Annotated in this window: 9 protein-coding genes and 1 tRNA gene; 5 read left to right on the top strand and 5 right to left on the bottom strand. The window is 67.5% G+C overall.

Annotated elements, in window-relative coordinates; genetic code table 11:
• Nucleotides 1-67: 67 nt before the first annotated feature.
• Nucleotides 68-973, bottom strand: a complete 906-nt coding sequence (locus NK1_RS19285) for a TOMM precursor leader peptide-binding protein (protein ID WP_063906052.1) — start codon at nucleotides 971-973, stop codon at nucleotides 68-70.
• A 235-nt stretch (nucleotides 974-1,208) separates the two neighbouring features.
• Here NK1_RS19285 and NK1_RS19280 point away from each other — a divergent pair, with 235 nt between their 5' ends.
• Nucleotides 1,209-2,189 carry an FAS1-like dehydratase domain-containing protein gene (locus tag NK1_RS19280; protein WP_063010487.1) on the top strand — a complete coding sequence of 327 codons (981 nt, stop codon included), beginning with the start codon at nucleotides 1,209-1,211 and terminating at the stop codon, nucleotides 2,187-2,189.
• A gap of 30 nt (nucleotides 2,190-2,219) precedes the next feature.
• On the opposite strand, the gene NK1_RS19275 is transcribed toward NK1_RS19280, so the two are convergent.
• A complete protein-coding gene (locus tag NK1_RS19275) occupies nucleotides 2,220-3,713 on the bottom strand; it encodes a zinc-dependent metalloprotease (protein WP_084461206.1) in 1,494 nt (497 codons plus the stop codon).
• A 50-nt stretch (nucleotides 3,714-3,763) separates the two neighbouring features.
• On the opposite strand from NK1_RS19275, the gene NK1_RS19270 reads away from it, so the two are divergent.
• Nucleotides 3,764-4,789 carry a YlbL family protein gene (locus tag NK1_RS19270; protein WP_218023142.1) on the top strand — a complete coding sequence of 342 codons (1,026 nt, stop codon included), beginning with the start codon at nucleotides 3,764-3,766 and terminating at the stop codon, nucleotides 4,787-4,789.
• Here the strand turns inward: NK1_RS19270 and NK1_RS19265 are convergent.
• Nucleotides 4,786-5,433 (bottom strand): PPA1309 family protein, encoded by a 648-nt coding sequence (locus NK1_RS19265; protein WP_374726753.1) that lies wholly within the window; start codon nucleotides 5,431-5,433, stop codon nucleotides 4,786-4,788. The two genes, NK1_RS19270 and NK1_RS19265, sit on opposite strands and share 4 nt — an antisense overlap.
• Before the next feature lie 134 nt (nucleotides 5,434-5,567).
• Here NK1_RS19265 and NK1_RS19260 point away from each other — a divergent pair, with 134 nt between their 5' ends.
• Nucleotides 5,568-8,582, top strand: a complete 3,015-nt coding sequence (locus NK1_RS19260) for a UPF0182 family protein (protein WP_084461230.1) — start codon at nucleotides 5,568-5,570, stop codon at nucleotides 8,580-8,582.
• Between the two features lie 96 nt (nucleotides 8,583-8,678).
• On the opposite strand, the gene NK1_RS19255 is transcribed toward NK1_RS19260, so the two are convergent.
• The gene (locus tag NK1_RS19255; protein WP_063010481.1) at nucleotides 8,679-9,212 is read right to left on the bottom strand and encodes a transglycosylase family protein; all 534 of its coding nucleotides are present in this window, start codon (nucleotides 9,210-9,212) and stop codon (nucleotides 8,679-8,681) included.
• Nucleotides 9,213-9,836: 624 nt separating this feature from the next.
• On the opposite strand from NK1_RS19255, the gene NK1_RS19250 reads away from it, so the two are divergent.
• Nucleotides 9,837-9,910: transfer RNA gene (locus NK1_RS19250), tRNA-Met, on the top strand.
• Nucleotides 9,911-9,971: 61 nt separating this feature from the next.
• Here NK1_RS19250 and NK1_RS19245 read toward each other — a convergent pair.
• Nucleotides 9,972-10,787: an NADPH-dependent oxidoreductase gene (locus tag NK1_RS19245; RefSeq protein WP_439955949.1), complete on the bottom strand. Its 816-nt coding sequence runs from the start codon at nucleotides 10,785-10,787 to the stop codon at nucleotides 9,972-9,974.
• A 192-nt stretch (nucleotides 10,788-10,979) separates the two neighbouring features.
• Between NK1_RS19245 and NK1_RS19240 the strand changes: the two genes are divergently transcribed.
• Entirely contained in the window at nucleotides 10,980-12,683 is a 1,704-nt protein-coding gene (locus NK1_RS19240) for a hypothetical protein (RefSeq protein WP_063010478.1), read from the top strand.
• Nucleotides 12,684-12,715: the final 32 nt, after the last annotated feature.

Below are 12,715 nucleotides of genomic sequence, written 5' to 3'. Positions count from 1 at the left end.
GTGACGACCTCACCGAGGCGAGACTCTGTCAGCGCCCGAGCCACGGCGTGTGCCGCCTTCGTCGCGCTCATACCTGTCCTCCGGCGACGGAGACCGTGCGATCGTCGTCCGGCGCCCCGGCGCCCGGGGCTGCGATTCGGCGGCAGGCGCAGTCGGCGTGCGGGGTCCAGCGACGCCGGCCGATGCGCCTGGTGTGCGGATCCAACTCCAGTGTGGTGTCCAGGGTTCGGGGCGGATCGTCGGCGGCGCCCTCGATGATCGATTCGATTTCGCGCAGTGTCAGGGCGGCGGTGGCGGCAATGGTGGCGGGGGAGGCGTAGCCGGTTCGGCCGAGCAGCTGCGCCGCCAGATGCGGCCATTCGGCGTCGAATTCGGTGCGGGTCAGATCGGCGCAGCGCAGACAGCTGGTGCCGCCGGGCAGTACCAGCGGCCCGATCACACCGTGCCCGTCGCGGATGCGCACCTGCAGGTGCGGGATTCGGCGCACCAGCAGCATGCTGACCAGCTCCGGCACCGGGACCAGCGCGTCGGTGAGAATCACCAGATCGGAGGTCGGCAGCGAATCCGTTGTGCCGCTGCGATATTCGCTCGACCGCGTCGGCGTGATGCCCAGTTGCCGGATACCGCTGTGCAGCGAATCCGCCAGGGGCCCGCGGCCGTGCACATGTACCGTGCGCACGCGAGTGCGGCGGGTCTGCGGCCGGATCAGCAGTCCGGCCGCGTCGATATCTCGTAGCAGTTCCAGGGCCACGCCACCGAGGCCGAGTTGCCCGGCCTCCCAGAGGAGCTGGGGATGGCTGTGCAGACCGTCGAGCAGCCGGACGAACGCGACTACCGCATCGGTGTCGGCGGCGGGCGGGTGCAGGAGTACCGCGCGTTCGGGATCCCATCCCAATTGCACCGCACCCGAGGGCCGGCGTAGAACCGCCACCCGCGGATGCAACATCGGTCCACGTGCGTGTGACAACGTCATGGCCTCAGTATTGTCGGCGGGCCGAGGCGCACCCGCGGGAAAACCGCTGGTTATCCACAGGTTCGGCGTTGTCCACAGGGTGCTTCGGGTGATGTCGCAGCGTCACTGTGCACGCACCGTTTCACAAAACCGGCCGACGACTCGCCGTGAATTTTCCAGACCGGCGCGGAGAGTGCTAACGCCCGGCCACCGGCGGCCGACAATCGGGTCGATTCGGGTCGGTTAAAGGAGCAATATGGTCAGCGCATCCCTCGACGTGCCACCGGTGGCGTCGCTGCACGGCGAACATCGGTTTCGAATCCCCGGCGATCGGCCGATCGCCGCGGACACGATTCGCGAGTACGCCCGGGCGATAGGCGCCACCGATCCCATCCACTGTGACGAACGTGCCGCCGCCGCGCGCGGATTCGATGCCCTGGTGGCCCCGCCGACCTTCGCCACCACGGTGTGGATGCGCGCCGAGGAACGCACGCTGGACGCACTCGTGCCGGGTTTTCACAGCGGGTGCGTCGTGCATGCCGACCGCACGCTGGAAATCGTGCGCCCGCTGCTGGCCGGCGACCGCATCAGCTGCGATATCGGATTCGAATCCTTCCGCCACTACCGCGACTACGACGTGGTCTCGGTGACCACTCTGTTGCGCGACGACGACGGTCAGGTCGTGACCAGTGGCTCCTCCACCCTGCTGGTGCACACCCAGCCCGGAACCTGTGCGCGATCCGGGGCGCTCCAGCGGCCGCACGACCTCGAACCGGTCCCGGCGCAACGGCGTCTGCGCACACCGCAGCGCGACCGGATCCAACCGCCGCTACCGCGCCCGATCGTCGACCTCGGTCCGCTGGCAGTCGGCGCGGATCTGCCCGCCGACACCGTCACGCTCGCGGCCGACGATGTGGTGCGCCACGCCGGCGTCGTGGATCCGCACCGGTCCGCGACCACAGCGGGGGCGGCGCCGAGCATGCTCACGCTCGGCCTGGTCGCCGGCTATCTCGGCCGCTGGCTCGGCGATCCGACCGCACTGACGAAACTGCGGGTGCAGTACGCGCCCAAGATGCACTATCTGCCCGTCGACTCCGACGCTCCGGCGTCGATTTTGTTCGGCGGCCAGGTCGGCTGGCTCAGTTCGCGTCGCCGCATGGTGACCGTCGTGGTCGACGCATTGTCCAAGGGGCGCAAGCTGTTCGGCTACGCGACCGCCGAGGCACGACTGGGCTGAACCGCGCCGGCCGGACTGCGCCGCCGACGGTCAGTGATCCTCGTTGTCGCCGCGCTCGTCGTCGGCGTCGGCCGGATGTGCGTCCGAAGCGGAATCACCCTGGGCGGCAGTGCCTTCCGTGTCCTTGTCACCGTCGGAGTCCTTGTTCGGCCGCTCCTGTTGCGCCGCAGCGCCTTCGCGGCGTTCGCGCGCCTCGGTCTCGGCCAGCTGCGCCAGCGGATCGTCGAAAACGTTGGCGCCGCCACCGATCACACCGTCGATGAAGCCGCTCGGCTTGTCGAGGTCCTCGGAACTGGGCAGCAGATCCGGATGCGCCCACACCGCGTCGCGCGCCGACATCCCCGCATCGGTGGTCAGCCGCTGCCACAGCGTGGCGGCCTCCCGCAGCTTGCGCGGACGCAACTCCAAACCGACCAGAGTGGCGAAGGTCTGTTCGGCCGGACCGCCGGTGGCGCGGCGGCGCCGCAGCGTCTCGGCCAGCGCGCCCGCACCGGGCAGCCGGTCGCCGACGGCCTCGGCCACCACGACCTGAACCCAGCCCTCGATCAGCGCCAGCAGTGTTTCCAGCCGCTCCAGCGCGGCCTTCTGCTCGGGGGTGGTCTGCGGTTCGAAGGTGCCCTGCGACAGCAGTTCCTCGAGTTTCGACGGATCGGTCAGCGACATCGGATCGATGTTCTGCGCGGCCTCCTCGATCGCGGAGAAGTCCATCCGGATGCCACGCGCGTAATCCTCGACCGCGCCGAGTACCTGCTGCCGCAGCCACGGCACATGGGCGAACAGCCGCTGGTGGGCGGCCTCGCGGGCGGCCAGATAAACCAGGATCTCGCTTTCGGGAAGCTCCAGGCCCTTGCTGAATTCGCTGATCGCGCTGGGCAGCAGCGCCGCGGTTCCGGCCGGACCCAGCGGCAGCCCGATATCGGTGGAGGTCAGTACCTCCTGGGCGAGCTGTCCCAGCGCCTGCCCCAGCTGCGAGCCGAAGGCCAGACCACCCATCTGCCCGAGCATGCCGAGCATCGGCCCGGCGAACTGCTTGGCCTCCTCCGGCAGTGTCGAACTCCACATACCCGAGACCTGCTCGGCGACCGGATCACACAGTCGCTTCCAGGTCGGCAGTGTCTGCTCGATCCAATCGTTGGGCGACCACGCGACCGTCTTCGTGGCCCCGGCGGGCAGGGTGGTCGCCGCGTCCAACCACAGTTCGGCCAGATGCGCGGCATCGCTGACGGCGCGCTGCGCACCGTCGGTGATCGGCGCGACCGTCGAACCGAGTTGCTGGCGAGCCAGCCGCTTGGCGACGTCGTAGTTGACCGGGCTCGCCTGGCCGCCCGGCTGGCTCATGGTGGAGAACATCTGCCCGAGCGAGGTCAGCATCTGCCCGAAGGCCGCGGGATCGAATCCGGCCGCGCCCGAAGACCCCATACCGAAGGCGAAGGGGTTGTTCGCTCCGGAACCGGCCTGATCGTCACGCTTGTCACGGTCGGGATCGTCGTCGCGGTTCGAGAATCCGAAGGGCACGTCGCTCATGCCCCCAAGGCTACGCGGATGGTGATCGTGGAGCCGCTACTGTGGGCCGGGTGAATCGTCGGATCATCACCTTGATAGCGGCTCTGGTGCCCGTGCTCGTCCTCGGTGTGGTGGGCAGTGCGGTGACGGTGCCGTTCGTCGCTCTCGGCCCTGGTCCCACCTTCAATACCCTCGGTGAGGTGGAGGGCAAGCAGGTCGTCGCGGTGCAGGGTGCCGCGGTGGATCCGACCTCGGGACACCTGAACATGACGACGGTGTCCGTTCGCGACGGGCTGAATATATTCGAGGCGATGGGCTTGTGGGTGGACGGCCGCTACGGGCTGGTGCCGCGTGCCGAGGTCTACCCGCCCGGCGTTCCCCGCGATCAGGTGGACAAGTCCAACCAGGCCGATTTCAAGGAATCCGAGGACAACGCCGAACTGGCCGCGCTGAACTTCCTGAAGTATCCGACCAAGGTTCAGGTGCGCGTCGTGGCCGACGACGGGCCGGCCAAAGCGGTGCTGCAGAAGGGTGACGAACTGGTGAGCGTGAACGGGAAACCGATCACGACCTCCAAGGACGTGATCGAGGCGGTGCAGGGTGCCGCCCCGGGCACAACGATCCCGATGGTGATCCGCCGCGGCGGCGTGGAGCAGACGGCCGAGGTGAAACTCGGTGCGCGCCCGGACGATTCGAACAAGGCCTACCTCGGCGTCACCCCGCAGGAGGTGCCGGCCGGTCCGCTGCAGGTCGATTTCAATCTCGCCGATATCGGCGGCCCCTCGGCCGGTCTGATGTTCAGCCTGGCCCTGGTCGACAAGCTCAGCCCCGGCGAACTCAACGGCGGACGCTTCGTCGCCGGGACCGGAACCATCGATCCGCAGGGCAAGGTCGGCCCGATCGGCGGTATCCAGTACAAGATGATCGCGGCCCGCGACGCCGGTGCGGAGACCTTCCTGGTCCCCGCCGACAACTGCAACGAGGCTCGCCAGCGCACCCCGGACGGCCTGAAACTGGTGAAGGTCGACACGTTGTCCAGCGCGGTGCAGTCGCTCGACGACATCAACGCCGGACGCCCCGCCCCCAGTTGCGGTTAGTCCGGCTCGTTCTCGAGCGTGTGGCGCAGCGCGTCGATCAGGTTGGGGGCCAGATTCGGCGCGGTGCGCAGATCCAGGTCGGGGAACGCCTCGTCCTCTTCGGGGCGTAACTGCAACAGGCACAACGAGACTCCGTCGCGCAGCACGCCGGCGTAGAGCCGGGCGTCGCGGCGCTCGGGATGAGTCTGCGCGGCGTCGCGACCGGCGCGGTCGGCGGCGTCGCGGTCGGCCAGCAGCGGTGCGATGGCCTCGTCGAGCGTGTGTTCGGCGTTCGGCGGCAGCACCACGATCTGCTGCACCAGCACCACCCCCTCGACGGCGGGCGGCCAGCTTGTGGTGGCGAGGAATTCGTCGAGGGCCATCGAATCGCCGCTCAGATCGTCGGGAAGCGGTTCCTGGGCAATGGGAGTCAAGGCGGCCCCGTCGTCGAGCTGATCCTCGAGCGTCGGCTCGGCGGCCACCAGGTCGGCGGTCGGTACCAGCGCGAACAACTGCGGCGGCTGATCCCAGCCCTCGGTGTCGGCGAACTCGGCCACGTCCCGGATGCAGTGGTACAGGGCGGAGGAGGGATTGTCCACAGTCACGGCCGACACTGTACGTCCACCACGAGCGCCCGCGTCCCCGCCACGGCATACCGGAGCCATCGCGATCCAAGCCGTCCCGTTTTACGTAGAGTGGGGCGCGAGAGACGGTCCGCAGGGACCGGACGCATCATCGGACTGCGGTGTATCGGCCGACATTCGCCTCGGTACGCCGCCGGACCTGGGAGAGTGGCATCGTGGGCATGCGCCCCCCGACAGGCTTACCTTCGCTGTCTCGACGCAGCCGGATATTGCTGATCACCGCGCTCGTGATTGCGGCGTTGCTGCTGGTCGGCCCGCGGTTGACCGACGCGTACACCAACTGGCTGTGGTTCGGCGAGGTCGGCTTCCGCCAGGTGTTCACCACGGTGCTCGTCACCCGGCTCCTGTTGTTCCTCATCGTCGCGGTCGCGGTCGGGGCACTGGTCTGGCTGGCGCTGCTGGCCGCCTACCGCACCCGCCCGGTCTTCGTCCCGGTGTCCGGTCCCAGCGACCCGATCGCGCGCTACCGCACCACCGTGATGGGCCGGTTGCGACTGTTCGGCATCGGCATCCCGGTACTGGTCGGCCTGCTGTCGGGTCTGGTCGCGCAGTCGAGCTGGGTCACGGTGCAGCTGTTCCTGCACGGCGGCTCGTTCGGGATCAAGGATCCGCAGTTCCACATCGACGTCGGTTTCTACGCCTTCGATCTGCCCTTCTACAAGCTGCTGCTGAATTGGCTGTTCGTGGCCGTGGTGATCGCGTTCTTCGCGAATCTGGTCACGCACTACATCTTCGGCGGGCTGCGGCTGGCCGGACGGGAGGGCACGCTGACCCGCCCGGCCCGCATCCAGCTCGCGCTGATCGCGGGCACGTTCGTGGTGCTGAAGGCGGTCGCCTACTGGTTCGACCGGTACTCGCTGCTGTCGAGCACCCGCAAGGAGCCCACCTTCACCGGTGGTTCCTACACCGATATCAACGCGGTGCTGCCGGCCAAGCTGATCCTGATGTCGATCGCGATCATCTGCGCCGTCGCGTTCTTCGCCGGGGTGGTGCTGCGCGATCTGCGCGTGCCCGCGATGGCGGCCGCCCTGCTGTTGCTGTCGTCGATCCTGGTCGGTGCGGTGTGGCCGCTGGTGGTCGAGCAGTTCGAGGTGCGCCCGAACGCCGCCACCAAGGAAGCGACCTATATCGAACGCAACATCACGGCGACCCGGCAGGCCTACGGGCTCACCGACGACAAGGTCTCCTACGTCGACTACAAGGGTTCGCAGACCAAGGATCCGGGATCCATTCCGGCCGATCAGCAGACCATCGGCAATATCCGGCTGCTGGATCCGAATCTGCTGACCCAGACCTTCATCCAGCGCCAGCAGCTGCAGAACTTCTACGGCTTCCCGGACCCGCTGGACATCGACCGCTACACCATCAACGGCGAGAAACAGGACTACATCGTCGCCGCCCGCGAACTGGTGCCGCAGAACCTGTCCGGTAACCAGACCGACTGGATCAACAAGCACACCGTCTACACCCACGGCGACGGCTTCGTCGCGTCCCCGGCCAACCGGGTGAACGTGGCCCCGCCCAAGGAAACTCAGCAGGCCGCCACCGGCGCCGGCACCAGCAGCTCCAGCGGCGGGTACGGATATCCGGTCTTCAACGTCGGCGACAAGTCGACGGTGAGCGATCTGTTCACGCCCAAGGACAAGCAGGCCATCCCGGTCGATCAGCCGCGCATCTACTACGGCGAGATGATCTCCAAATCCGATGCCGACTACGCCATCGTGGGCGGCAACAACCAGCCGCCGCGCGAATACGACACCGGCACCGACCAGTACACCTACACCGGTAAGGGCGGTGTGCCGATCGGCAACTGGTTCAACCGGCTCGCCTTCGCCGCCAAGTACGCCGAACGCAACATCCTGTTCTCCGGCGCCATCGGCTCGGATTCGAAGATCATCTACAACCGCGATCCGCGCAGCCGCGTGCAGCAGGTGGCACCGTGGCTGACCACCGACGGCGACATGTATCCGGCGGTGGTGAACGGGCGCATCCTCTGGATCGTCGACGCCTACACCACGCTGGACAACTTCCCCTACGCGCAACGCACCTCGCTGGAAGGCGTGGTCGAGGACAGCATCGACCAGAACACCGGTCGCACGTTGCCGCGCAAGGAAGTCAGCTATATCCGCAACTCCGTCAAGGCCACGGTCGACGCCTACGACGGCACGGTCAACCTGTACGACGTGGATCCCACCGATCCGGTGCTCAACGCCTGGCGTGGGGTGTTCCCGAACTCGGTGAAGCCGCAGAGCGAGATCTCGCCGGAGCTGGCTGCGCATTTCCGGTATCCGGAGGATCTGTTCAAGGTGCAGCGCGAGATGCTGGCGCGCTACCACGTGAACGATCCGCGCGAGTTCTTCACCAACAACGCGTTCTGGTCGGTCCCCAACGATCCGACCTCCGACACCCCGACCAACGCGCATCAGCCGCCGTACTACGTGCTCATCGGCGATCCGAAAACCGGTCGGCCGCAGTTCAATCTGACCAGTGCGATGGTCGGCTTCAAACGCCAGTTCCTCGCGGCCTATATCCAGGTCGCGTCGGATCCGGAGAACTACGGCAAGTTCACGGTGCTCAAGCTGCCGACGGATTCGCAGACACCGGGCCCGCAACAGGTCCAGACGTCGATGACCACCGATGCCCGGGTCTCGAACGACCGGACATTGCTGACCGGTGGTAACACCAACAAGATCAAATACGGGAATCTGCTCACCCTGCCCATCGGCGAGGGCGGCATCCTCTACGTCGAACCCTGGTATCTGGAGCGCAACAGCGGACCGACCACGGCGTCGTTCCCGCAGCTGGTGAAGGTCCTGGCCTCCTACGGCGACAAGGTGGGCTATCAGTCCACGCTGGGTGACGCGCTCAACGACGTCCAGGACGGATTGGGCGCCGCCACGACGCAGCAGCCCGGGCAGGCGGCGATCAACCCGCCCGGCCAGCAGGGCAGTACCTCACCACCGCCGTCGAACCAGAACACTCCGCCGCCCTCCTCGACGGCGCCGCCGCCCACGACCGGGTCGGCGGGTAAGGATGCCGCGGTCAAGGAGCTCAACGATGCCCTGAAGGGCGTCGAGGACGCGCAGAAGTCCGGTGACCTCGGGCAGTTGGGCAAGGCGCTGGAAGGCCTGCAGAAGGCCATCGACGCCTACAACAAGGCCGGCGGATAGACCCGGCTCCACAACGACATTCGGCGCTGCCATCACGAGGATGGCAGCGCCGAATGTGTTCGGGTCGCGGCAGGCGCGGAACTACCGCGCCGCGGCTCAGCGACCGAGGGAGTCGATCAGACCGCTGTTCTGGTCGAGGATCTGCTGGAACTGCTCGCCCACACCGAACTGCTGCGCGGCCTGCTTGCCGGCGTCGGTGGCCTTGTCGACGAGGTCCTGGCGATCGTTCGGCAGCTGCACCGGAGCGGTCGGCTCGGGCTGCGGGGCCGGCTGGGTCTCCTCGGCGGGCGCGTAGCGCAGGTACTGACCGCACACCGGCCAGGCGCCGGGGCCCTGGGTCTGCAGCACGTTCTCCGCGACGCGGATCTGCTCGTCCTTGCTCGCGTTCTGCGGCGAGCCGCTGCCACCGTTGGCGCTCCAGGTGGACTGCGTGAACTGCAGACCGCCGTAGTAGCCGTTGCCGGTGTTGATATTCCAGTTGCCGCCGCTCTCGCACTGCGCGACACCGTCCCAGTCGTGGGCGGGCGCAGCCGAAGCAGTGGTGGAAGCTGCGAACGGGACGGCAACAAGGGCGCCGGCGACGGCGGCGAAGCCGAGGGCGCGACTGCTGATCTTCCGGTTCTTGTTCATGGTGGTGTCCCTCCCTGCGCCCGCCGGCCCGGCGAAGTTCCGCCGCGTCCCTGCCCCCAGGAGGTCGGGGATCCCCGAACCGCGGGGCAGGGTTGCCGGTGTGCAGCGGTTCGGGTCTGGATGCCCATCACGGGTTCGCTCCGGGCCGCACTCGACCATAACGAACAGATCTCGGCAGATCACGTCTTGATAACAGAGACAATTGCATGAAGCGAATAACCGGATTCGAGCGTTGATGCAGGTTGGCTATGCAGTGTTCGGGTATTGCGGTCGTTCGTTATGTGGTCGTTATGTGCGGTGAATCACGTGAAAATAGTGTCCCGGGTCACGTTTTTCGGGCCTGCTTTTTGGAAACGCGCGCGTTTCCCACGTGAGTTCTGCTCATCCGAGGTTTTGGCGAGCCTTCCGTATCGAGTCGCCGGTTCGTCCGATTCGGGCCTCGTGGGTGTGATTTCGGCGGCCGGTGGACGATGTCGATGCGATCGGCAAGTGTGGCCGGCCGGTATTTCGCGGGCGGGAAGCTGTGGCGGCCGAGGTCGAGATCGCGTCGATGCTCGTCGAAACCGGTTCTGACCACCGGATTTGCTACGTCTGTCGACTCGTGTGTAATGTTGTGTTCACCGACGCGGGGTGGAGCAGCTCGGTAGCTCGCTGGGCTCATAACCCAGAGGTCGCAGGTTCAAATCCTGTCCCCGCTACTAGCGAAGAGGTCCCGGAACCAGAAGGTTCCGGGACCTTTTTCGTTTCTCCAGCAGTGCGTTACACCGACGGAAAACCCTGACGCCGAAGATGTTCTCGCAGGCGGTGCCTGCCTTTGAGACTGTCGCGGTCGGCGAGGCGCTGGAGAACGGTGGCGATCCAGCCGATCGAGCGACCGTGTTCGGCGTTGTATTCGGACAGCCGCGCGTCGTAATCGTCGATCACGGCATCCCCGGTGGCGTCGTAGACCTCATGGTGCAGGACCGCGCGTTGCGGCAACCGCGGTTTCACACCGGCGGATTCGGCCGGGTCGGGCACACCCACCGCGAGCCCGAAGGCGGCGAACACCCGGTCCGGCAGATTCAGCTCGGCGGCGACGCCGTCGGGGTTGTTGCGGATACCGCCCACGAAAACCGTGCCCAGACCCAGTGATTCGGCCGCGATCACCGCGTTCTGCGCCGCGAGGGACGTATCGACGAAACCGAGGATCGTCGACTCGAGGTATTCGGTCGCCCCGGCCGTCGCCTGGCGGGCCGCCGCGAGCCGGGCGATCCGGCCCAGGTCGGCCAGCCACACCAGGAACAGCGGTGCGCGACGGATGAAATCCTGATCGCCCGCCAGCGTCGCCAGTCGATCGCGGCGCGCCGGATCCCGCACCGCGACGACGCTCCACGCCTGCAGATTCGACGAGGTCGAGGCCGACTGCGCCGCCGCGACGATCGCGGTCAGCTCCTCCTCGCCCACGGGCTCGTCGAGGAAGGCGCGCACCGACCGGTGGGCGAGCTGCAACTCGATCACCGAGTTGGTCCGCGCCAGCGAGGTCAGCTCCGGATCGCGGTAGCGGCCGCGCACGGGATGCAGGTTCGTCGTCGTCACCCGGACAGTGTGGCGTCCCGCGGCGGGCGAGCTCCATCGTTGCGATCACCGTGCGCCGATGGACCGCCACGGTTGTGACGGATACCGAGGCCGCCTCGCCGCTGTTGTGACATGTTCCGGATATCGGCCCGAAGCGGGAGCGTCGTTCGTGCGCTGCGGTTCGATGACCGCGATCGGCGGAAGGATGGGCGGATGCGGTTTCGGCGAAACGGCTTGTCCGCGTTGACGGTTGCGCTGGCGGCCGTCGCGAGTATGTCCACGGTGACGGCCGCCCGCGCCGAGCCGCCGGGGCGCTGGGAATCGGTCTATTCGACCTCGTCGCCGGTGAGTTCCGTCGTCTCGTCGGTGGTCACCCTCGCCGCGCCGCTGCCACCGGGCAGCCCGCCGCATCCCGCGGCCTGCGACACCCTGTCCTATCTGCGGTGGCGCTCGGCGGACGGGCCGCCGGACGCCGCCGATGCCGACCGCGTGCTGGTGGCGCAACCCGGCATTTTCGAGGGATCCGGCGCCTTCGACAGCGTGGCGCGCAATACCGTTGCGCAGGCTGCCGCCAGGGGGCGGCACGTCGAGTTCTGGGCTCTGGACCGGCGCTCGAACTGCCTCGAGGACCACACCGGCGTCCAGGCCGCGCTGCGGACCGGTTCCTTCGACACCGCGACGAACTACTACTTCCACGACGCCGAGGTGGACGGTCGTCGATTCGCCGGATTCGCCGACGGCGCGGCGACGGAGTGGTTGCGCGACCAGGGACTCGCGCAGACGTTGCGCGACGAATACGACGTACTGCGCGCCGAATTCCCGGATCAGCGTGTCCGCAAGCAGAAGGTGCTGTGCGGCGGACATTCGCTGGGCGGGTTCATCACCGGATATTTCGCGGAATGGGATTTCGACGGCGACCCCGCCACCACCGACGACGCCGGATACAACCAGTGCTCCGGCTATTTCGCGCTCGACACCACCATCGCCGCGGGCCTGAGCATGCGCGGTGTCGAGCTGCCCGAACTGCCGTCCGCGGTGGCCGCACCGGTGGAAACCGTTTCGTGGCAACTGGATACGGCGCTTCCGGTCCTGCGACTGCCCGCGGTGATCAACCCGGAAACCACCAACCTTCTCGCGCTGGCCGGACTCGCGGCGCGGCTGCGCCCCGACGGCGTGAACGATCTGGTGAATCGGCTACCCGACAATCCGAACATCACGTGGACGTTGCGGACCCTGCTGTCGCAGAACGCGGCGATGTTCGCCACCGGCAATCCGGAGGTGCGCACGCTGACCGCGACCAACGCCGCGGTCCTCGGCGCCATCCTCGACGACAATTCGCAGCCGCTGGGTTTCCTGCAGGCCAGCCTCGGATTCGTCACCGGCGGACCCGTGGGGCCCAAGACCTTTCCGGTTCCGGACGCGGTGGCACGCAGCCCCCTGGCGCTGCGGATGTTCGGCGACGCCCCGAAGGTGTCTCCCACGGTCTACGACCCGAATACGGTCTATCGCTGGGCGGACTACGACGACGTCGCGGCGCTGACGTCCCTCGAAGCCGCGCCCTACACCGGTCCGGACAACGAGGTGAGCTCCATCCACGAACTGGCCCGCAGCCTCTGCGAGCCGCCCCTCGACTTCACCGAGTGGTATTTCCCGAGCCGGCTCGCGGTCGACCTGCAACAGACCTCGGCACCGTCGTTCGCGCACAACCACATTCATCTCGACGGGGTGAACCGCAACCCGATCCGCACCTTCCGTGGTAGCGGCGGCATCCCGGTCGCAGATTCCGGCAACCCGCGCGACCGGGTCACCGAACTACCCGGCTACAACCACCTCGACGTCCTCACCGCCGCCGCGACGCAGAACGGCGGTCACCCGGAAGCGGTGTCGGCGGGACTCGCCGAATTCGCCGCGGAATGAGCGATCCATGCGCCGCCACCAGGCGTTTTGGT

Origin of the sequence: Nocardia kruczakiae NBRC 101016 (assembly GCF_001612965.1) — a bacterium.
Lineage (GTDB): Bacteria > Actinomycetota > Actinomycetes > Mycobacteriales > Mycobacteriaceae > Nocardia > Nocardia kruczakiae.
Note: the sequence above shows the minus strand (reverse complement) of the source record. Positions and strands in the feature narration are given on the sequence as shown.